15 protein-coding genes are annotated in these 23,037 nt (G+C 48.8%); 2 read left to right on the top strand and 13 right to left on the bottom strand.

Annotation, left to right across the window (positions count from 1 at the left end; translation table 11 throughout):
* Window positions 1–38 precede the first annotated feature (38 nt).
* The 5 genes from BMX22_RS06540 to BMX22_RS06560 form a co-directional block, all read right to left on the bottom strand.
* Window positions 39–1,751 carry a phospho-sugar mutase gene (locus BMX22_RS06540; protein ID WP_074741680.1) on the bottom strand — a complete coding sequence of 571 codons (1,713 nt, stop codon included), beginning with the start codon at window positions 1,749–1,751 and terminating at the stop codon, window positions 39–41.
* Window positions 1,752–2,123: 372 nt separating this feature from the next.
* The gene (gene radA, locus BMX22_RS06545) at window positions 2,124–3,494 is read right to left on the bottom strand and encodes a DNA repair protein RadA (RefSeq protein WP_074741681.1); all 1,371 of its coding nucleotides are present in this window, start codon (window positions 3,492–3,494) and stop codon (window positions 2,124–2,126) included.
* 3 nt (window positions 3,495–3,497) lie between these two features.
* Window positions 3,498–4,571 (bottom strand): hypothetical protein, encoded by a 1,074-nt coding sequence (locus tag BMX22_RS06550; protein WP_074741682.1) that lies wholly within the window; start codon window positions 4,569–4,571, stop codon window positions 3,498–3,500.
* Between the two features lie 365 nt (window positions 4,572–4,936).
* Complete coding sequence (locus BMX22_RS06555) at window positions 4,937–10,906, bottom strand: hypothetical protein (protein ID WP_074741683.1); 5,970 nt, start codon at window positions 10,904–10,906, stop codon at window positions 4,937–4,939.
* Window positions 10,907–11,123: 217 nt separating this feature from the next.
* The gene (locus tag BMX22_RS06560) at window positions 11,124–13,064 is read right to left on the bottom strand and encodes a hypothetical protein (RefSeq protein WP_074741684.1); all 1,941 of its coding nucleotides are present in this window, start codon (window positions 13,062–13,064) and stop codon (window positions 11,124–11,126) included.
* Window positions 13,065–13,287: 223 nt separating this feature from the next.
* Here BMX22_RS06560 and BMX22_RS06565 point away from each other — a divergent pair, with 223 nt between their 5' ends.
* The gene (locus BMX22_RS06565; protein ID WP_074741685.1) at window positions 13,288–14,568 is read left to right on the top strand and encodes a hypothetical protein; all 1,281 of its coding nucleotides are present in this window, start codon (window positions 13,288–13,290) and stop codon (window positions 14,566–14,568) included.
* Between the two features lie 417 nt (window positions 14,569–14,985).
* Here the strand turns inward: BMX22_RS06565 and BMX22_RS06570 are convergent, their stop codons facing one another.
* The 6 genes from BMX22_RS06570 to BMX22_RS06595 are packed head-to-tail and all read right to left on the bottom strand — an operon-like array spanning window position 14,986 to window position 20,163.
* Entirely contained in the window at window positions 14,986–16,269 is a 1,284-nt protein-coding gene (locus BMX22_RS06570; protein ID WP_074741686.1) for an HD domain-containing phosphohydrolase, read from the bottom strand.
* Window positions 16,269–18,452, bottom strand: a complete 2,184-nt coding sequence (locus tag BMX22_RS06575) for a SpoIIE family protein phosphatase (RefSeq protein ID WP_074741687.1) — start codon at window positions 18,450–18,452, stop codon at window positions 16,269–16,271. Before BMX22_RS06575 ends, BMX22_RS06570 begins: the two co-directional genes overlap by 1 nt.
* Entirely contained in the window at window positions 18,449–18,871 is a 423-nt protein-coding gene (locus tag BMX22_RS06580) for an ATP-binding protein (RefSeq protein WP_074741688.1), read from the bottom strand. The genes BMX22_RS06575 and BMX22_RS06580 overlap by 4 nt, the downstream gene beginning before the upstream one ends.
* A 19-nt stretch (window positions 18,872–18,890) precedes the next feature.
* Entirely contained in the window at window positions 18,891–19,187 is a 297-nt protein-coding gene (locus BMX22_RS06585; protein ID WP_074741689.1) for an STAS domain-containing protein, read from the bottom strand.
* A gap of 38 nt (window positions 19,188–19,225) precedes the next feature.
* Entirely contained in the window at window positions 19,226–19,855 is a 630-nt protein-coding gene (locus tag BMX22_RS06590) for a hypothetical protein (RefSeq protein ID WP_074741690.1), read from the bottom strand.
* Between the two features lie 11 nt (window positions 19,856–19,866).
* Window positions 19,867–20,163 (bottom strand): STAS domain-containing protein, encoded by a 297-nt coding sequence (locus BMX22_RS06595; protein WP_074741691.1) that lies wholly within the window; start codon window positions 20,161–20,163, stop codon window positions 19,867–19,869.
* Between the two features lie 308 nt (window positions 20,164–20,471).
* On the opposite strand from BMX22_RS06595, the gene BMX22_RS06600 reads away from it, so the two are divergent.
* Window positions 20,472–21,269, top strand: coding sequence for a hypothetical protein (locus tag BMX22_RS06600; protein ID WP_074741692.1), 798 nt, complete (start codon window positions 20,472–20,474; stop codon window positions 21,267–21,269).
* A 323-nt stretch (window positions 21,270–21,592) separates the two neighbouring features.
* Here the strand turns inward: BMX22_RS06600 and BMX22_RS06605 are convergent, their stop codons facing one another.
* Together BMX22_RS06605 and BMX22_RS06610 are read right to left on the bottom strand one after the other, a co-directional pair.
* Entirely contained in the window at window positions 21,593–22,159 is a 567-nt protein-coding gene (locus BMX22_RS06605) for a hypothetical protein (protein ID WP_074741693.1), read from the bottom strand.
* Between the two features lies 1 nt (window position 22,160).
* A complete protein-coding gene (locus BMX22_RS06610; protein ID WP_074741694.1) occupies window positions 22,161–22,958 on the bottom strand; it encodes a hypothetical protein in 798 nt (265 codons plus the stop codon).
* Window positions 22,959–23,037: the final 79 nt, after the last annotated feature.

Here is a 23,037-nt window from a genome sequence, read left to right on the forward strand (position 1 = left end):
TACTGTATCGGGCTTCGTTATTATCTACAATCCTCTGCTCACTTGAAGTTCTTGGAGAAATCCTCGCAGAGCTTCTTCTCGAGCGCCTGAGCCGAAGCAAGGTTGGGCTGCTTGGCGGTGAGGTAGGTCTTTATCTTGGGCTCGGTACCCGAAGGACGTACTATAGCCTTCGAGCCGCCCTCGAGGTAGAACGCGAGTACGTTCGACTTCGGCAGAGTGATCTCGGATTCCTGACCTGTGATGATATCCTTGCGGACAGAGGTCTTGTAGTCCTCGAACTTAACGACTTTGAGTCCTCCTATCTCCGTGGGAGGAGTGTTGCGGAGGGTGGTCATTATCTCGTCCATTTTCTTCATACCGCTCTCGCCCTCGAAAGTGAAGCTGTAGAGAGTCTGGTAGAACATACCGTACTTCTTGTACATATTCTCGCGCGCCTGAAGGAGCGTTATTCCCTTGGTGCGGTAATAAGCCGCCATTTCACAGATGAGCATGGAAGCATCAACAGCGTCCTTGTCGCGGACATACCCGCCCGAAAGGTAGCCGTAGCTCTCCTCAAAGCCGAAGATATAGCGCTTTTCCTCCCCCTTAGCCTCGAGGAAGCCTATCTGCTCGCCTATGAACTTGAAGCCTGTGAGAACGTCTATCATCTCGACTCCGTACTCCTTGCAGATAGAAGCGACGATATCAGTGGTAACGATTGTCTTTACAGCGACGGGGTTCTCGGGCATCGTACCCTTAGCCTTGCGCTGGCTGCATATGTATTCGAGCAGGAGTGCTCCAACCTCGTTGCCGCTGAAGAGAGCGTAGTCGTCACCGTCGGGAACGGCGATACCAACGCGGTCGCAGTCGGGGTCGGTCGCGAGCAGGAGGTCGGGCTTGACCTCACGGCAGTATTTCAGACCTACTTCGAGAGCCTCACGTATCTCGGGGTTGGGGTAGGGACAGGTCGGGAAGTTACCGTCGGGGTTCTCCTGTTCCTTTACGATCGTCACGTTAGTGATGCCGATGCGCTTGAGTATCTCACGGACAGGCTTGTTACCTGTGCCGTTGAGCGGTGTATAAACGACTTTTAAGCCGCTTGAAGCGCAAAGGTCGGTGTTGATGCCCTCGGCGAGGACGCGCTGATAGAAGTCCTCTATAACGTCCTGACCTATGTAGCTTATATTGCCCTTAGCGAGCTCCTCATCGAAATCCGAGGACTTTACGTCATTGAAGATGTCGAGGGAGTTTATCTTGTCGAGGATTATCTCAGCGCCGCGCAGTGTTATCTGGCAGCCGTCCTCGCCGTATACCTTGTAGCCGTTGTACTTGGCGGGATTGTGGCTTGCTGTGACCATGATACCGCCCTGACATTTCAGCCTGCGAACTGCGAACGACAGGCAGGGAGTAGGCATGAGCTCGCTGTAGATATGCACCTTGATGCCGTTAGCCGCGAGCACCTCTGCCGCCGCCTTCGAGAAGACATCGCTCTTGATGCGGCTGTCGTAAGAGATAGCGACGCTTGGGTTTTTGTACTCCTGGTTGAGGTAGTCTGCGAAGCCCTGAGTAGCGCGCTTAACGGTGTATATGTTCATGCGGTTAGTACCTGCGCCAATGACACCGCGCAGACCGCCAGTACCGAATTCAAGGTCGCGGTAGAATCTGTCGTTTATCGCTTCCTCATCGTCCCTGATGTCCGCAAGCTCTGCGGCAAGGTCGGGGTCAGCGGTGGCATTTTCACACCATACGCGATAGAGCTCTTTTTCATTCATGTCAATACCCTCCAATAATATACCTTCAAGTCTGCCGTGCTATAGCAGACTGTAATTATGTTCTTACAAATACACATATTAATTATACCACGATTTCCCTATGTTGAAAAGGGGGAAAGGATATATTTTGTTTATTTAACTATAATTTATAAAATTGTTAGCTGTTGACAACTTATTTACTCTCAAATTTATCCAATTATGATTGCTCCGTAGGAGACTTTGCTGAGACAGCTGCCACGATATTCCATTGCAAAGGAATACCGAGCCCGTGTTTTCAGGCTCGGTATCTCACTTTTTCCGTTCTTGTTTATTGCAAGGGCTTCTCTGCCTCCCGTTTGCCGCAATATGCCCTCCCATGCGGCATATCCGAACTTACTTTATGACCGAAAACGCCTGTTTCAGGTTCGATACGGGTATCAGCTCGATGTCGGTGCTGTCCCTGTCGAGCGAGGATATGCACTGCTTCGGTATCACTGCCTGTTTGAAGCCCATTCGCTCGGCTTCACGTATTCGCTGTGAGGCGTGAGGGACCGAACGTACCTCTCCGCCGAGACCTATCTCTCCGAATGCCACGAGTTCTTCGTTTACCTGTTTATCCATTATGCCCGAGTAAAGCGCCATTGCCACGGACAGATCCGCCGCAGGCTCGTCAAGGCGAAAGCCGCCCACGATGTTAAGGTACACGTCGAGGCTTCCCATTATTATGCCGAGACGCTTCTCCAGCACTGCTATGATTATGTTCAGTCTGTTGAAATCAAAGCCCGTTGCCATTCGCCTCGGTGCGGAATAGCTCGTCTTTGCGGCGAGAGCCTGCACCTCTGCAAGTACAGGTCTGCTGCCCTCCATAATAGAGGCGACACAGGTGCCCGAGACATTGTGCGGTCTGCCTGAGAGCAGCATCTGCGAGGGATTTGCTACCTCCGCGAGCCCCTTGTCGAGCATTTCAAACACGCCTATCTCGTTGGTCGAGCCGAAACGGTTCTTCACGGCGCGCAGGAGCCTGTAGCTCTGATGACGCTCGCCCTCGAAATAGAGCACCGCGTCTACTATGTGCTCCATGACCTTCGGACCTGCGATAGCGCCGTCCTTGTTGATGTGTCCGACGATGATGACGGGGATCTCCTGCGACTTGGCGGTGCGCATGAAGAGATTCGTACACTCGCGGACCTGCGTCAGACTTCCCGGGCTCGAGCCTATGCGGCTTATGCTCATCGTCTGTATCGAGTCGATGATAACGATGTCGATGTTGCTGCCCGCTATCGTCGCGGCGATAGCCTCTGCGTCATTGGCTATGAGGAGGTAAAGATTCTCGGTGTCCACGCCGAGACGCTTCGCACGAAGCTTTATCTGACGCGCCGATTCCTCGCCCGACACGTAGAGGACCGAATGCTCCTCGCCGAGAAACTGGCATATTTGCAGCAGCAGCGTGCTCTTGCCGATGCCCGGCTCGCCGCCGAGCAGCACCAGCGAACCCTTGACAAGCCCGCCGCCGAGCACGCGGTTTAGTTCGCCGATACCCGTATCGTAGCGGACGTCGCTGTCCGCACCTATATCCGCGAGCTCGACTATACTGTCGTACAGGTCGGGGACATTCGCGAGCGAGCTTCCTCCCCCTGCGGGAGATGTATCCGCAAGCTCCTCCTCAAAGCTGTTCCATGCGCCGCATGACGGGCATTTCCCGTTCCACTTCGAGCTCTCGTACCCGCATTGGTTGCAGGTGTAAACGTATTTCGACTTAGCCATGGCTCATACCAGCGAGGCGTCTATGCCGACACCGTTGAGCGCAAATTCTCTTCCGACCTCCATTATGCTGCCCGAGCTGTTGTAGCTGTCTGCCGAGAATTCACTGTCTGCGAGGCTCCAGTAGGTCATGCCCGTTTCGTTTTCAGAGTAGAAAACGAGGCTGCCGATATCAAAAAGAAGTCTTCCGTATCTGCCGTACTCGCCGTCGAGCTGCTCTATAGTGTCACCGCTGAGGTAGTATATCGTGCAGGCAGAATCCGTTGCCGAGCCCGATGATACGACTATCTCGGGAACATCGTCGCCGTTAAGGTCACACAGCTCGAATGCGGCGTCTTTGTTGTCCTCTCCCATTGCGTCCGCTATCTCGAGCAGCTTTTTCCTGCAAAGCTGCTTCCTGCCCGAGCCGAGGACAGCTCCCCAGCTCTGGGAGCGGCGTATCGCATAGTTGAGCGAGTCGTCGCCGAATGTGTACTTTCTTCCGAGGTGCATGGTCAGTGTGCCGATGTACTGCGCGAGCTCGGCTTCGTACTCGGGCAGGAGCACCTCCTTGCCGTTTATCTCATGCTTTATCGAAGCACCCGATGAGGCGGATTCGGAATTATCGCTGTAGGTAAGGAAATCGGTCAGCTCGCTGCCCTCAAACTTTCTGAACTTGCCGAGGAGAAAGCCGTCGCCGTGGTATTCCTCGCGAGTGAGCCCGAACTCGGGAAGATAGTCGAATTCCCCGTCAAAGCCTGCTGTGCCGAGCTCTGAGAGGACTCCGCCCGAATATGAATATATCTCGCAGACTGCCTGCTTATCCGTACCCTCTGAGATGATGAGCTCGGGATTGCCGTCGCCGGTCATGTCGTACAGGTCAAATGCGGAGTCGGAGCTGAACTTCTCCGAGCCCTTGAACTCGTCGAGCTTGCTCTGATAGGACTTCTGCCATTCAAACGATATGCTCTCGGGGGATATCGCCTGCTCTGGCGCGTCCGTCTGAGAGGAAGAGGAACTCGTCTTTGACTCCGAGCAGCCCGCCGCTGCCGCCGTGGCAGTGAATACAGCCGCAAGAATTAGTGCTTTCAGTGATTTCAACGTTAAGACCTCCGTTTTTTGTTCTGTATATATCATAACTTTTATTTTAGCATATTATGCTTATTTAGTCAATGAGATTATATGAACAGTTCGCATTTTCTTCTGCCGAGCGAATAAGGATATCTGCTGACAGTACGTGGGGACAGCTCCTTCGCGCAGCAAATGACCGAGCCTGCGGACAGACACCGTTTCTCTTTCACGTAAACAGTTCAAAAGGCAGTGACGGAGAGGAACCCCCTCGGGCACTGCCTTTTTTATCTTGAAAAAGTTTTCGGGAGACCATTTCATGGTCTCCCGAAATTATTATCCCACATTGACTCTGTGCAGATAAAACAGGTTATTTGCAGAACTTCCGAGAAACAAGATCAGTTCCTACCCGGAGCTTTTTTCACTTTCTTTTTGGGATCGAATGCCTTTTCATATTCTTCTTGCTTCCGCTTTTTTTCTGCTTCTTTGATCTGAGATGCTTTTTTAGCTGCTTTTTCCACCCTCTTCTTGCTGACGAAAGTGGGATTCGGCTCATTTCTGCCCTTCTTGGTATTGGGGTCAGCGTACTTGGAGGTCATTTTGCGTGCTTCCTCACCGGTGATGATATCTATATTATTATACAGATCGGAATCTGTCTTGCGAACCACTTTCTTCTCTTTTCCTTTGTTTTTGGGATCATTGTTGTATGCTTCTGCTTCATCCTGTGCTAACTGACGCTTTGCCGCAGCATCGAGAACAGTGAACTCATTGCCGAAATGCAGTTCGTTCGCTTTCTTTTCTGCGTTGATCTGCTCATTTGTCTTGCCTGTGGTGTCGATATTTTTATTCATCTCGTCTATATAATATTTTGCATTCTTGAGACTGTCGTTGACAACAGGAACTTTGCGCGTCTCTGCTCCTCCGTTGATCGGGATTTCTGCATACATGACCTTATCTTCGCCCTTTGCATTCGGATCATGCTTGACATTGGCATACAGTGATCTGTCCGACTCTTTTTCTATTCCGTTTTCTACGTACTTCTCGGGACGGCTCTCAACCTCGTCTATCTTATCTTTTATATCCTTTTCGTAAGCCTTACGCATCTGCTTCAGCTGCGCGGCAGCACCCTTTTGGGGATCGCGGATCTCTTCGTCCCGCTTTCTGCGCTCAATTGTGTTTTCCTGATACTCGCGGTTTACGGAAATGGGCAGGGACATCTCAAAGTCGTGACGGTTTTCGTACATATTCGAGTAAGTGACAGCGTACGTCTTCTTGTCGAGCGTTATCTGCTTCGGAGCATAGGAGGTATCTCCCGTGAGCTGAGCATACTCGTCAAGCTGCTTGTTGAGCTTGTTGTAAATGCTGACCATCGTTTCGCGTCTCTGCTTACCGAATCTGCTCGATACGGTCTTGTCCTTGTCAAGGTAGTCCTCGATCTTCTTTATGGTATCAACAGCCTTCTGCTGCACCTTGTAGTAGATGAGCGGGTCTTCCTTTGCGGGAACATTTCTCAATACCTTATCATTGCCCTTTTCGGCAGCAAGCTTATTCCTTAATTCCTGACGCTCAATTTTTCTCTGCTTTATTTCAGCGATCTCATTCGGCTTGAGCTTCGACTGATTGCCTGCGTCATACATCTCTTCCTTCTTTGCAAACTGTACTTCGTCGTGTATCAGTTTGTTCAGTTCATAGACAGAACTTCTGACCTCAACGTATTCGCGGCTGCTTCCCAGGATCTTGTGACCAAGGTATTCATTTGAGCGGTCCTTGTCCATTATCCAGAATTCGGGATTGAGACGGTGGATCTTGTTGAACAGACGCTCGGTCTCAAGTTTATTGAAGCGTCTTGTAAGGACGTCTCTGGTCTTGTCATCGCTATTCTTGCCGAGGAATGTCTCTGTGCCGCGGCTGTATGAGCCGTACTCCTCGCTCGTGTTTGATATGTCAAGGTGGTGGAGAGCCTTGTCGATGAGCGCTTCATTGCACGCCTTGGGCATTTTTGCGAGAGTATCGAAAATATTCTTAGGCTCGCAATTCTCCCTTTCCTCATTGGTCTTGGCTTCATTTCTTGCAGCGGCAAGGTCGTCCATACTCATTTTGTAGAGCTGATCTTCATTGAGTATACGGATATGACCCTTATGAACGTCGTAGATACTGTACGGGATTATCTCGTTGGTCTCGGGATTTATCGGCGGGTCACTCCACTGTACATTCTTGGATTTCCGGATAACCTCATCGAGGATCTTGGCGTGCTGCACGAATTTATCATAGCATACCTTCGGGAGCTGATTGAACTTTTCCGCTTCATCAGGGGCAAGCTTTCCCTGAGCCCATCTTTCTACCCTGTCCGCCATCGACTGTGTAATAATGCGCATCTCCATGGGGTCAATGAGCTCTTTATCGTCCTTTGCGGTAAAGGGAAGCTTTCCGTTGTCGGCGGCACTTATGCCTTCGACAGAGGGCTCGATTTTCCCGTTCACGACATTGGTAGAGAAGTCTATACGGAGATCATCGACACCGCGCTTGGGGATACCGAGCAGATAGTCCATTACCTGAATGTCGGCAGCTGTCTGGAGCACTGAGGGGTCATCGAACGACTTGAAGCTGCGCACATTATTGGTACGGGGAGATGCGCTGTTGTCGCTCTGATCGAGGCCCTGGCTTATCATTTCATCTATCTCGGCATCGGACTTGCCTTCAAAATTCTTAGGATTCGCCAATTTATTCCTGTTGGGGAGATCTCCGACGAATGCACTCTTTCGGAAGTCCTTGACTGTGGTATGTACCATCGGACCTTCCGCATATTGTTCTTTCTTGACATCTTTGAGGTCAGTCAACAGTTTGCCGTCCTTGTCGTACACCACAGGAACGGGCACTTTTTCTGTTTTTCCGGTTTCCTTGTTTTTTACCTCTTTGTAATATCTATCTTTCATCTTGTAATTGAGCACGCGGTTGAAGTTGTTGTCAACACGTGCGACCTTTACGTGAGAAAGCTGGTCGGGCTGAGCCTGACCCATATAGAAAGGCAGGGTTATGTCGTCATATACCGTTACCTTGGGATATACTCCCGGAGCCAGTTTGTAGACAAGATCCTTCGCGATGCCCTCGTTATAGCCGCTGGGGATATCATTCCGCATCTTTGCCTCCTTACAGAAGCCTGCGTTTTTGAGGTTACGCTTGATAGCCGTGGCGAAGTCTCCTAAGATAGAATCCTCGAGATCTTCCTTTGTGAAGCCGTTTTCTTCAAAGAATCCGTCAAATCCCTTTTCGTTGTCATACTCGGTAATGTGTATCTTACCGCTCTTATCGGGCTTGCAGAATTTGTTGGCGTAATTGATAAGCTTGTCGCTGAGCTCTTCTACGCTTACTTCCTTTTTGTTGACATTTATCTTGCCGTATTCGAGTGTTCTTTTTCCGTCGGGTTCAAACAGGAATGTTTCGTTGAGCTTCTTGACATATTCCTGTACTTCCTTGTGCTTGAGTTCCTCCTTTGTAAAGATGTCTTTGAAATCTTCGCTGAACTTGGGAGCTCCCTCAGTGACAGAATGCTTGAACATATAGTCTGTTATCTTACGTGTAACGTCGATCTTTACTCCGCCTTTGACCTCTATTGTATCGCCTATTGTAGCTTTAAGCGCGGCTGGTAAGTCGCCTTCGCCATAGCCGACCGCCTTGTTCGTCTTTTTATTGACAACTCTCAGAAGACCGTTGTAGGATATCTTTTCTTCTGTTGGCGGGAAGAAGCCCTTGATAGTATCGTGAGTGACCCTCTCGAACTGCTTGTAGTCGTCCTTGGTATTGAACTGGATTATCTTGTCATCAGTACCCAGCTGCATCCTGTGCTTCCTGAAATCCTTTGTTATCTCGCTGAAATCGCGTTTTCCGTCCTTCCAGGGCTGCTTGGTCAGCTTTTCCTCGAATTCGATAGCATAGTCGATATCCTTTTTCTTCTGGTGCATGGAAAGGATAGTTGAGATACGGGGCTGCTTGTGGTCATCAAGCAGGAACTGCGGCAGGAGCTGGTTCGTTCTGTACATCTCCTTGCAGGTCAGAACATAATCGTAGAATTCACGTATCTGTTCTCCCTTCTTATTCTTCTCAACTCTCTGGGCGACCTTTTCCTTGTATTTCTTGGCGACCCTTTCAGCAAGTTCCTTTGAGAAGTCCCTGTGTTGGATCGGTTTTTTATTCTTCTTGTTTTCCTTCTGGAGCCTTTTAAATTCCTTCTCTTCCGCCTTTATTTCCTTAGCGGCTTCTTTTTCAGCCTCTTCTCTTGCTTTCTCCTTGATCTTCTGGATCTGATCGTTGTAGGCATCTAATTCGTGACCGAGCTCATCAACGATCCTCTGAGTCTCGATCTGAGCCTGCTCTTCGACAGAAAGCTCCTGTCCATTTTTAGCATCTGCACCCTTTTTCTGAGCATCAGCCTTCTTTTCTTTTCCTTTTTCCGGTTCCGGCTTATCCAGGTAGGTGAGCAGCAGGTATCTGTTCTTTACCTTTTCATATACAGGAAGCAGAGCCTCGTAGAACTGATACTCAGAATCCTCCATATGCTTGCGTCCCTCGACCTTTTTGTTGGTCTCCATTCGCTTATTGGAAACGATCATGAATTCGTTCATTGCAAGGAAAGCTTCGCGGTAAGCCGCTGTGAGCTGTTTGATATCCTTTCCGACAACAAACGGGAGTATGTTGTCTCTGTTGCGTTCAATATCGACGGTGCCGTCGTTAATGAAGGTCTGGGGCAGGATATTCTCCGTAAGATTCATAAGTGTGGAGTCGATATTATTGATCTTTTCCTCAACGTATTCCTTGAGGACCTTTCCCTCTTTTTTAGCTGCCTTCTCGGCATTGGGGTTTTTTACGGAATTTATGTTATCGATGATCTTAGACTTCATGTCAAGAACATTTTTTACCTGAGCAGTGAAGTTTCCGTCGAGGTCGGGATTGGGATGACCCATCATCTCATACATCGAGAAGAGCTTGTGCTTTTCACGCTCGCCCTTGAGTGCATACTTCTCAATGTAGTTTACAGCCTCCTGGATTGAGGCGCCGATAGCAAGAGATGGTGAGTGTACATTTTGGACCTTTTTATAGATATCGGATTCTTTATTAAGCGTTTTTGATCTGAGTGCGGCACTTTGGAATCTGACGGTTGCACGGTAGAAGTTATCGTATGCTTCATTTAATTCCTTGAGCTGATTCAGATTGAGGTATTCGGTCTTTTCGTCCATACCCTCGGACTTGACATAGTACTTGGCTGTAACAAGAGCCATATTCATAGCCAAAGACTGGAGTTCATGCAGTTCTTTGCGCAAATTACGCGTATGTGTGACCTCTTTATTATCTGCTCCATGGGTAACATAGGTCACATCATTTTCGGGAAGTGAATTCTCATCTATGCCGAGAAGTTCGTATATCGCGTCGATATAGGGTGTTTGCGCGAGAAGGCTGGACTGATCTTCTTTAATTTTCCTCAGCGCTATCTGGTTGCTTGTCTCCCGCTCGCCTTTTTCTATATAGCCCTTCTTGAAAGCATCTTTATCCTCTGCCTCTCTGAATTTTTTCTCTTCGCGCTTCCCTATAAAATCAAGCTCTTCTTTTTTTGCCTCCTTCGTGTTAACGGCGAGGTCGTCATTGAGGGATTTAGTGTCTTTTTGAATGTCATCCTTTAATTTATTGAGGATCGCTATATCATCATTAACTATACTATTATTTGAAGATGCGAGCTGTTTGACTGCCTCGTCTATTATTGCACCCAGATTGTTTGCTGAAGCAGTCATTTCCTCGACAACTTTACTGTCAAGAATAGCCTTGCGCTGGTTTTCGATGAACAGATGCTCCTTATATGAGCGGGTATAGTTACGAAATGCGCGCGCAAGCTCCTCCTTGGTCTCGGGAGTGAGCAGCGGATTGTTGATGATGGTTGAGGCGCCTACCACTACACCGTGCATAAGTTTATTCGTATCCTCGCTTAATGCTCCCGAATCTTTGAGTTCGTCGGCTTCCGAAACAAAACCGAGGGTCTCTTGGAAGTATCGATCGATCTGAGGCTGTGATGCGGATCGGCGCAGCTCGAACATAAAGCCTTCCGCTGCCTCCTTAACTTTTTTCATTGTTCCGCCGAAGAGCATATTGACATCTTCCTGTTTGGAATTTTCTTCCTTTGTTTTGTTAAGGATAACGTCTATTTTTTCCTGTACGTTTTTGGTGTACTCCTGATAAAGTTTAAAATCCTCGCCTCTGGCTATCTCAGTGCCCTTATGAGTGTAGTTGAACTGATAGCAGTCGATAAGCTCGATGAGAGCATCATAGAGTTTAATACGGTCATCTTCATTGATAGTATTTCTCTTGCTTCTATCATTCAGCAAACCTGAAAGTTCTTGTACGGCCTGCAAATAATTTGAGAATTCGTCAGACAAGACGATTTTTTGATTCTTGACACCTTTCAGCGCATTTTTCAGAGCCGAACTCACTTGACTATAGCTTGTTGGCATTGTGTTTTCCTCACTTTCTATGCTTTTGGCATAATTCTTTAATTTTATCCTTTTTAAACAAGGCTTTCGCCTTGCTTATCAACGCAGCGAATCACTTTGTAAAGCCCTTCTTTGGTTTGATCTTATCAATGTTTGTGGTCGTCGACACAGTCTTTCTTCCTGTTTTGAGATCATTCTTCCCTACAGTTTTATTTTCCTTCTTGGGTGCGGGCACAGGCTCATCTTCTAAGATGTAGTTGTTCTTGCGCAGCTTTTCCTTGAATTCTTTCACTCGCTCTGGATTATCCTTTATCGCATTCAGATAACGCTTATCCAGCTCTGTGAGCTGCTTGGGCTCGCGCCTTTTTCGAGCTGTCTCCTTCTTTTTTTCCTCAGCCGCTATTTTTTCCTGCTGCTTTTCCTCTGTCTTGCGCTGCTTACGCTTGAGTTCATCTTCCTTCAGGCGTTTCTTCCGCTGCTTTTGGAGCAGTTTTTTCTCCTCCTCAAGCTTCCTCATTTCCTCATCGTATTTCCTCTGATTCTCCTTCTTCTGATTGTTCATCTCCTCAGCAGCCATGAGCCTCTGAGAAGCCGCATTCTTCTTGGTATATTCTGTTTCTAATTTTTCTAAATTATAACTATCCCTTATTTGAGAAGGTTTGGGAATATCATCTGTAGACAGTTTGTTTTCCTTACAGTGAACGAATTCTTTAATATATTTATAGCTTTCCTGTTTAAACTTCCCGTCGCTGAATTCCATATAGTTTTTGAAGTGACCTGTTTTACCTACGGTCATACCTTTGGCTTCGATCTCGGGCTGTGAAAATCTTCTTTTTATCTCGCCCTGAATGACAGGGGCGTCCACGGGATCCATATTGATGATCTTTTCCTTCAGCTGCTCGGCTGTTATACGGGTCGAGAGTATATTCTTGGTGATCTTATTATTGTCTGCGCCCTTTTTTTCAAGCATTTTCTGATAACCTGCGGTTATCTTTGAGGTATTCTCGTTTACCATGCGCATACAGTCGAGCTTGCCCTTGTAGAGCTCATACGGCTTGGTATATTCCTCCTGTATATCGTACCTTGTGGGGCTGCTCGCACTCTCCATACTTTCACCCGTTACCGCCTTGAATGCGATCTCGAGTTCACTGAGATTCCTTTCGACGATGTCGGCTATGGCAGAGGCGGCGTTGCGGCGTGCACGCCCCTTGGTAAGCCTGAATACAGCATTGTGCTCATTCTTGTAATTCTCAGCAGCTTCCTTTAGTTCCGTCATGGCACCATATATTAATTGGGGACTGCCTGTTGACATATTACTATTAAGATCTTTGATAGCATTGATAAGTTTCTGATATGAATCGCTCGGTTTCTTTTTCGGGTCTGTCTTCGCCTCTTCCTGACGCTTTCTATTATCGTCGAGCATATACCTGAAAGCTTTACCGAGTTCGATCTGTACCTTGTCGACGCCGTCGGTGAACTGCTTGGCAGCGACACCTTTTTCGATGACGCCGAGATTCTTCTGCTGGTAGGCGTCCATCTCCTCTGTCGTAAAAACAGGCTGTCTGTATGTATTGAACGACGGGAATTTCTGACCCACGCCTCTTGTTCTGCGTAAATACGCGTCGAGTCCGTTAGGGCCTGATGACGCATAATTCAGGAAATCAGCAACGGCGTCGGGATTGATATTCCGCTTCATCTTTGTGGAATTATAGACGGCATCCTTGAAAAATCCTGATTCCAATGCATTATTACGGGCAATGGAGCTTTTTGACTTACATATTGCCGTTATGATCTTATCTATCGTGCTGTCTTTCTTATTCATCTCGTCATAAAGACGCTTTATGGCAGTATCTTTTTTAGGATCTTTGGGAGTACGGAAGCCCTCGGCAGCCATTGCATGAAAAAAGATATACTCCTTTACTTTTTCTTTTCTTTTTTCAATATTCTCGTATTCCTTATTCTGAAGCTTGTAGTCGACAGTGTTCATCGACTCGTTCAGAACACCTGTTTTGTCATTTTTATAGGCTGAAAGCAATTCTTCAAACGTTCTCATATCAATTTCCTCCTTTAAAAGTCGAAGTTTGCTTGCTAATAGTAACACCCTGATAAAAGAACGTGAGGGTGCAACAAAATATGAACAAATTGTAAACAATACTGATGCACCGACTATCACTATTTGCTTTTTTCCCTTTTTCTGCACCCGATAAGGCTCGTGCGGGGGTATTACTATAAATGCCGTTTTGCAGGCACAATTTTTGTTAATGGAGGTCGCCGCTATGCCGCTTTCGTACGAAGAATTTATGAAAAAGACCGGGAACAAGGGCTTTTCGCCCGAGGAACAGGAGCTCCTCGGCACCTTTGCTTCTGCTCTGGAGCTCACCTACGACGCCCTTTCTTACGAGGACAAGAACAGCGAGGAGTACAAGGAGCACACCGAGCTGAGAGAAGCTCTCGAAGGATTGAGGGATAATTCGGTCTTAGAGCCTTCCTCCGATGAGGACGAGGATGAAAAAAAGAAAAAATGGGACGAAGATATGCAGAGGCTCGTGGGCTTCATAAATATGCTGCGCTCGGGCAGGAATCTCAGCTACTTTTCCGACCATGCCATCGGTCCACGAAACGGACAGCTCAAAAACGGACAGCAGTATTTCAGTCTCCTTGAACTGCTGAACGACAAGCTTGAAGCAAAGCTTGAGGCTGATAAACACAGGGAGTACTTTGAGGATCATCAGCCGCGCACCGTTCAGGTCGAGAAACCCCAAAATACCGAAAAAGAAGAAAAAGAGCCTGTCGACGAAGCAACAAGACTCGAGCTCGAAGAGGCAAAGCACAAAGAGCAGGAGAAGATACTCGAGGAATGGTCGTACATCGGCAACCGCGACGAGAGCGACACCTTCCTGAATGATCTGTTGAAGGCGTCAAAGGGGCTGAATGCCAAGCATTGGAAGGTCATCGGTGAAAAGACCGACGAACTGAACGAGCTGAAAAGCGCGATAGGCGAGTACAACATCTACCTTATGGAAAAGAACGACGGCAATGCGAGCGAGCACGATGAGGAAAAATATCTGAAAGCTATCGTTAAGGCTGCCGAGAACTATATACAAAAAAAGCGCGGGGACGACCTGATGCATCCCGAAAAAAACAAGGCTCCCGACTGGAAGCCGCTTTTGAAGAAGAATCGGGTACGCTTTGAAGCTGCGCTGGAGATACTCGAACTGGCCGAGAAGAGGCTTGACAGTGTCAAGGAAAAGAACATAGAGGCAGAGAGCACGGTAAATGAGCCCGAGGTCAGTCAGCCCGAGCAGAAAGAGCCTCGCAGGAGCCTGAAGGATAAAGTGAGAAAAAACGTGAAGCACGCGGCTCCCGCAATGAATAACGCCGAAAAGAAACCTGCTGCCGTAAAGGCTCTTAAAAACCGCATAGCCAACGTTAAGGAAGGCGGCTCGGTGAAGAAGGAACTATCGAACACAAGAGACAAGACTCAGAAGACTGTGACCAAATCAAAAACAGAGCGCGACCATACGGTAAAGCATGCAAAGGGTCCGGGCTTGAAATAAAACAGCCATGTAAAGGCATAAAAATAAGTCGGTGCTGTAAGAACTGTATTCATACAGAAGCATTACGGGACATATATCGGGGGAAACCTTTCTGAAGAAAGGTTCTCCCCCGAACCCCTTTCCAAAGACTTTTAGTCCAAATTTTGCCCCTATGGGGTACTCTCATTGAAAAGAAAGACTAACTCTTTTCATATCAGGAGAGTACCCCATAGGGGCAAAATTTAAATTGAAAGTTTTAGGAAGGGAGTTTGAGGGTGACTCCCCGCAGTGCGGGGAGATGTCGCGAAGCGACAGAGGGGACCGCCGCTGTTAGCGGAACCCTTTTTCAAAAGGGTTTCCCTCAATAAATACTCCGTATTGTTTCCGTATAAGTACAGCCCTTATGCACCGACTTATTTGCGTTTGACCCGTCGGGAACTATTCCCGTTTCCACGCGCCGCTTTGATAAAAGCTTTCGAGTATCCCGCCGTCGACCTTACCATGCGCAGACATATCCCGCAATATCGCGAATGCCTTTTCGGGAGGAAGCGGAGGCTTGTAGGGTCTGTCCTCAGCTGTAAGGGCGTCATACACGTCGATTATCGTCAGCAGACGTGTTTCCCACGGAATGGAATCGGCGTTCAGCTTATCGGGATAGCCCGAGCCGTCGAGCAGCTCATGATGTCCCGCTGCCCATTTCGGCACCTGCTTGTATTCTCCGCGGAATTCCATTTTTGAAAGGAGTTCGCGGGTAAAGGACACGTGTGATTCTACGACCTTTCTCTCGCCTGCCGTGAGCGTCCCCCTGACGACAATAAGCTTCTCGAGCTCGTCATCGCTGAGCAGAGGAATGCAGGCTCCGTCGGAGGTAAGGCAGGTCAGACCTGCTGCCTCGCGGAGCTTCGCTATACTGCTTTTTTCGAGAAATCCTGCGGAATTGCAGGAGAGTATCAGCTCTTTCGCCTCATCTATCCTGCGGAGCTGAGCCTCATGACTGCTCTGCTTTTCGGGTTCCTGATACATTTTCAATCGCAGCATGAGCTGCGCTGTCTCGATGCGGTGCAGCACTTCGGTGAGCCCGTCGCCGAGACGCGTTGCCTTATCGAGTATCTCGGGCGGAACGAGCAGCTTGCCGATGTCGTGCAGCCATATGCTCATCAGCAGAGGGTGGATATTCTCGTTTGTTACATCAGCGAGCTTCCCCTCCCTGCGAAGGGTCTCGAGATAGCCCGTTGCGTAGCGTACCATGCTCTTGGTATGGTTTGCGTTATAGGTCGACCTTTCCTCTATCTCCGTGACCATTACCTCCACGAATGAGTCCATAAGGTTTATGACCTGATTTGCAAGACGTTTGTTGCTGATGAAGAGCTTGACCTCCTCGGTCATGTCCCTGATAACGATTATCAGGCCTTTCTCCTTGTCCGTCCCTGTCAGCAGAGCCGTAGTGACGTGGAGATACTTCAAATCGTCGTCTGTGAAGAAGGGAACGGTCTTGCTTACCTTCTCCTTTGAGTACACTGCGTCGAGGATAAGCTCGAAGAAGACGTCATTTTCTTCAGATTCGCTCATCAGTTCAGCGATGCTCCTGCCGACGAGCTGCGAGGTATCACGCTGAATGGCGGAGGCTGCTGCCTGATTGCAGAAGTCTATCCTGCCGTCGAAGAGGATAACGATGACGCCCTCCGACATACTATGGATTATGCTTTCGTAGATACTTTCCATTACTTTTCCTGTTTGCTCTCCAATGGCTCGGAGCCCTTGTATTCGAGGCACATCATGGTCAGGTCGTCGAACTGTTCGGCTTCCTTTACGAATCCGTTCACGGCATTGCGCACATTCTTGAGAAGCTGCTCGGGATCAGCTTTATTGTCGATGTTGAGAGCCTCAAGCATACGGTCAGTGCCGAACATCTGCTCCTGCGAGTCGGTCGCTTCGGGCACTCCGTCAGTATAGAGGAAGAGCTTGTCGCCCTTCTTCATATCAATGGTGTACTCCTTGTAGCGGACGTCCTCCATGCCTCCGATAACGAAGCCGTGCTTGTCCTTGTAGAGTTCAAAGCTTCCGTCGGCGCGCTTGAGAGCGGGATATTCGTGACCTGCGTTCGCAGCAGTGAGCTTACCTGTCGATATTTCAAAGATGCCGAGCCATACCGTTACGAACATCTCTGCCTGATTGTTTGCACAGATGAGGTTGTTGACCTTCATGAGCACCTCAGCGGGCGACTGTCCGAGCATAGCATTGCTCTTGAGAAGCGCTTTGGATATCATCATAAAGAGGGCTGCGGGAACACCCTTGCCCGATACATCCGCCATGACCAGACCGAGATGATCTTCGTCAACGAGGAAGAAGTCGTAGAAGTCGCCGCCGACCTCTCTTGCAGGCTCCATTACCGCATATATGTCTATCTCATGACGGTGCGGGAACGGCGGGAAGATGTGCGGGAGCATACCTACCTGTATCTGGGTCGCGAGCGAGAGCTCTGTGCCGATACGTTCCTTTTCCTTGGTTATCTCCGTGATGTTTTCAATGTACTTTACGGTGTCCTTCGAGAGCTTGTCGAACGACTCTGCGAGCACCTGTATCTCGTCGCCCGTGCGATACAGATCCTTCATCTCGAAAGTGCCGTTTCCGTCTTTTCCCGTAAGATTATCAGTCATAGCCGTGATGGGCTTTACTATCCTGTTGGCAACGATAAGTGCGCTTATTGAGCCGACTATGATTATCAGAACGATTATGACGACTGACATCATACTCAGCTTGCTCATGCCGTCTCTGAATTTATCAGCTGAGTCTGTATTTATCCTTTTTATCTCGGTAAGGAGCTGATCGGTCGACATTTGCGTCATCTCCTTGTCAACGACCGACACGACAGCCCAGCCTACAGTCTTCATCGGTGCGCTCGAAAGATAGTACTCCTTGTCGTTGAGTGTCACAGTTTCAAGACCTGTCTGCTCCGTGAGAGCACGTGTGATAAAATCGGCGAGCTGTTTGTTGTCGGAGGTCCTGAGGTCCTCCGCGGTCTCGGAGTCCTCGATCTTGAATATGCCGTTGTTTTCGGGAACTGCGACTATCTGACCGTTATTGTTGACCACGAATATGAATTCAGCGTTGCTGTTCGCTTCGGTGACGAACTCGTCTATATCGTCAAAAACGATGTCACTGCCGACAACAGCGACAGTTTTGCCGTTCACGATGACGGGAGCGGCGCAGGTAACGCTCAGCGAGCCGTTGAACGCGTCGCGCTCAACGCCTGTGAAGAAGATGTCACCCTTTTCGACAGCGCCGACGTACCACGGTCTGTGGCGGACGGGATAGGGCTTCTGCTTACCGTTTTCGTCGTATTTGTCAGCTCCGCCGTTGGCAACTCCGATGTGAGTGCCGTCAGCGAGACCGATATAACAGCTTCCAATCGTGTCGTTCGTCTGAACCATAGCCGTCATCGCATCGACCAGATGACCTGCAATGCCGACATATTCCGAGCGGGAATAATCCACGCCCTCCTCATAGAGGAGGTGTACCTCGAGGTCGTCCACGTTGTTCGGGTCGGGGAGGGGGACGGATACTGGCTCGAGCTTATCAGCGTTCTCGAAGTAATACTTTGCCATATTACGGAGCAAAAGGATGTTGTTCTCTATCTCGGTGAATTCGTCGTCGAGCTTGTCGGCGCGCAGGGCGTTAATCTGCTTGAGCGAATTCTCTATCGTCTTATGCATTGTCTCTCCCGAGACCTTTTCGATAGCCTCTCGCTGTTCCTTGCCTGATTCATCGACTATTTTAGAGAGCGTAGACGTCTTGTATATCGAGACGGTAGTATTGAATCCTACGATAGCCAGCAGGAATATCAGCAATACCGCCAGAATTTTACTGTGAAGTCCGCCCAGAGTTATCCCCAGAAACTTTTTCAACGCTTTTCACCTCTCAAGCCTTTTTTAAGAGTGAGGATGTTGCTGCCATTCACGTATTCATACTTCACATCGTCCATGTTCTTCTTAACGAGGAATATCCCGAGCCCGCCGATCTGTCTCTCTTCAGCGGACAATGTGATATCGGGGTCTGCTTTTGCGAGCGGGTCATACGGCACACCGTTGTCAACGAATGTGATCGTCACAACAGAACCGTCGGGAGTTACATCAACTCTCACGGTCGCGGGACCCGTTTCGGGATCGTAAGCGTAGTTCGCGATATTGACGAATATCTCCTCCACTGCGAGATCTATCTGCATCTGCACCTTCATCGGGCATTCTTTCTCCTCAAGCTGTTCGTCAACGAATGCGAGCACCTGATCGAGATTCTCTTTTATAGCTTCGATAAATAATTCCTTCATAAGTTTTTCCCTTTCCGATTCATTCGATGGTAAGGATATCCGAGAATCCTGTGACCTCGAATATTTCCATTATGTCCTCACTTACGTTGATTATCTTCATTCCCCCCTGCTTGTTCATCTGCTTCTGTGCGATGAGCAGAACGCGCAGACCTGCCGATGATATGTATGCTACCTCCTTGAGGTCGATAATGAGCGAGGTAACGCCGTCAAGGGACGTCTTTACAAGCTCATCGAGCTCGGGAGCGGACTTGGTATCTATTCTTCCCTCAAGCTTGAGCGTGAGTTTTCCTGATTCACTGATTTTTTCGATGTTCATTTTTCTTTCCTCCTGTTTCAAGTATTATGTCTGTCAGCTCAGACATTGAAGTATCTCTCGATAACGACTTCTGTCCTGTCGCTCTCGAGCCAGACCTTCACCTCGTCTGCAAGCTTGGATATTATCGATTTTTCGAGCTCGTCCCACTCCTCCGACTCAGCCCCCTTCTTCTCGGAAAGATTCTGTCGGTACAGGCTGAGCGACCAGAAGCTCGCGCTCGGCATTACCACGTTTGCGCTTCCTGTTCCCATGCCGAGACAGGCGTCGCTTATGTTTTTGAGGAACTGCTCGTCCTCAGCCGATTCCGTCTGAAGGCTGCGGCGGAGCACCTCGCGTATCTTGCCCGCGATGCCCTTGGCGTTCTCGTTCTTTCCGCTTGTCGAGACCGAGAGGATCTTCTTTTCCTGCAACCTGTTAGCCTGCTTGTCAGCGGAGAGGCATATCTTGCACAGCAGTCCGTGCTTGGTCTTTTCGGTCTCGAGCCAGAAATCGGCGCGAAAGTCGTCGAGTATACCATGTACCATGCAAATAGTCTCTTCCGTCAGCAGGCGGAGGTGCATAGCCTCCTTGCCCTTGATGCCGTTGTAGGCAGCAAAGCGCTCGGCGGTGTCCATAGCTTCTTCGCGTCCGCGGAGGTCGCTGAATACAGTGATGATGTCGGTTTTCATAGTCAGGCTCCTTATTCGATCGTCAGTATGTCGGTGAATCCAGTGATATCAAATATTTCCAGTATCTCCTCACGGCAGCCCGTGATTACCATTCTGCCCTGTCCGTCCATTATCTTCTGAGCAGCGAGCAGCACGCGCAGTCCCGCAGACGAGATGTACTCGAGCTTTTCCATATCAATGCAGAGCTCGCCTATGCCTTCGAGAGACTTTCTGATGTAGGTGTCGAGCTTGGGTGCAGTGATGGTATCGAGGCGTCCCTCGAGCTCTATCACCATCTTGTTTCCGCTTGTTATAACATTGAATTCCATTTCCGATAGCTCCTTTCGTATGCAAATGGATACAACACCACATAATAATACTATTATATTATATCATACACAAGCCGATATAGCAACAAAAACTGCGAAAAATTTGCATTTCGTTCATTATTTCCCGCCTATTCGGGAATTTAATATTTAGGCAATATAGCCAAATATAACCACTTGGATTTAGCGATAATCAACATATCGCAGAAAAACCAAATGGTCATAGATTGTTCATTCATTTCTTTCGGAAAAGTGCTATAATCTATGTTGGCAGAAATGCCGAAATAAAAATAGTTTGAGAGGTAACAGAAATGAAAAAAAGTTTTATTGCGGCACTGGTAATGACAGCACTCCTTTGCGGCTGCGGACAGACGGATACGTCCTCAAGCTCCAAAGCAGAAAAGACAACGTCTGCAAGTACGACCGCTTCATCTGAAACCACAACAGCTACAGGCACGGGCTCGGCTGCTGTGACGACTAAGGCTTCCACAGAAACTACGTCTACTGCTGCTGCAAACGGCACAGACTCGGATTATCTCGGCTCCGAGGCTTTCTGGAAGAAAATAGACAGCGGTGACCCGCTCACTCAGGAGGAGTGGGATTACTTCGTAACTACCGACCGATACAAGCAGGATATGGCAATGCAGAGCGCAGGCTATACCGTCCTCGATATCGTTGGCTCGAACTACAAGATCGCAAGCACTGAGCTCGTTGAGAACGGCAGCGGCGAGTTAAATACATACCGCATCGGCTACACAAGGATCGACGGTTCGGACCCGACTGTTTACTACTATTGTGTAGTCGGAAACGGAGCATATCCCGACGGTGCTGTGCCATCGGATGTTCAGCAGAAGAACGAGCAGGAGTGGCAGGAATACGTCCAGTCCGATGAGCACAAGGAAGCAATGGAAGAGCAGTCCGCGGGCTATAATGCTCTCGAAAGAGCAGGCGAGGGCTATATGATAGTCAGCTCCGAGAAAATGTCCGATGAGACGCACGGCACATATTACCGCGTAGGCGTTTCCAAGTCTGACGGCTCCGACAGCACTGTAAAATACTATATGGCAAACAATTTCTTCTGCGTTGAAGAATCCGAGTGGCAGGGCTGATATATATAAATGAAAAACCGCAGCATAAGGGCTGCACGCATACAGAAGCAATACGGAGTATTTATTGAGGGAAACCCTTTTGAAAAAGGGTTCTCCCTCAAACTCCCTTCCTAAAACTTTCAATTTAAATTTTGCCCCTATGGGGTACTCTTCTGATATGAAAAGAGTTAGTCTTTCTTTTCAATGAGAGTACCCCATAGGGGCAAAATTTGGACTAAAAGTCTTTGGAAAGGGGTTCGGGGGAGAACCTTTCTTCAGAAAGGTTTCCCCCGATAAATGTCCCGTAATACTTCCGTATAGGTACAGCCCTTACACTGCGGTTTTTATTTCTTCTTGTTTTTGTCGCTTGTGGTTTTCTTTTTACCTTGTCGGTAGATCTGAGACGGCAGAGCCTTCTCGAATCTCGAGACCGCGTGCATGATAGACAAAAACGTCAGCGGAGCTCTGCCGCTATAGGCGCGCAGCACGAGTTCACCGTCCTCTTCGTCGAATGCAAGTATCACGGGACGGAAACCGATGCTCCTGATATAGCAGGCATTCAGCTCCGGAGCCGAATGCATATACAGCACGCTGCCGATGTCGTGCATTGCCTTCTCCGACTGATAGAGTGCCTGAGTGTGGTTACGCAGCGATGTCTCGAATTTGTACTTCCTGCGCGATACGCCGAACAAAAGCGTCTCGAGCGCACCGTCGCCGACGCCCCACGGAGTCACCCATAGCTCGTTCCTGAGCACGCACTTGCCGTCTTCGCGCCGTGCAAGGTTGCCCATAAGCAGCTTTTTTATCTCATGCCTATGATATTTTCTCTGCTGCTCCGCGGTAAGCTCCTGCTCCTGCGAGCCGTCACTGATGTCGGTATTCATGTTGTTTTCTGAGTAATTCTCGGGCATGTTAGTCCTCCACTTTCAAGCCCATTATACCGTCAGCTCCGACAGCACATGAAAGATGCTTTTCGTAGCCGATATCCGTATTTCTGATAATGAGCCTGCCGGAAATCACCTTCTCAAGCTGTTCAAGATCATCGCTCGGAGCAACATTGGGATCGAAGGTGATAATCGCGCACCTGTAGCCCGCATCATTTGTAGTGAAGTCCACGCTGTAGAGACCTTCGGGAAGGTCCTCGCTTTCGGGGAATATCTCCCAATTGCCGCCATTCGGGAAAATGACCCACATTCCGTCAATGAGGAAGGGCGTCTCTGAATCGAGTGCTCCCGCTTCGGCAGAAGTCTGGTACATATCGGATATGGAGACAGTTAGCTTTCCGCTTGCGTCAGCCGAAACCAGCACCGAAATATTGAAATCGACCGCTGTATACTCGAGCTCGCCGATCTTTCCGCTGCGCTTGCAGTTTATGTTTGCGTAGCCCTCCGCCTGCGGCTTGACAAGCAGCTCGAGCTGACCGTTGACCTCCTTGCCTGCCTTATCGACCGTGATATGCTCCTCGTCGGAGACTATCTCCCAGCTGAGTTCGGGTGATTCGCTTCCGTCAAGCTTGATATGCAGTCCCTTATTGTCCGTCATGACCTCCGCAGGATAATCAAACTCCGTGAAATAGGATTCTTCCGTTGTTTTTTCTCCGCCCTTAAAGGTCATCTGGAGCACTACTGCGATTATCGCCAGTATAAGCACTGCGGGGATAAGGATCCTCAATACCTTGTTTCTCAGTATTTTTTCAATGATATTTTTCATATAGCATTCCTTGTTTTGGCAGAACGAAGCTGTGTCGTTCAGTAAATAGTATGCTTCCTCTCCGTAACGGAGAGGAAGC

Source organism: Ruminococcus sp. YRD2003 (assembly GCA_900109435.1).
GTDB classification, from domain to species: Bacteria; Bacillota; Clostridia; order Oscillospirales; family Ruminococcaceae; genus Ruminococcus; species Ruminococcus flavefaciens_G.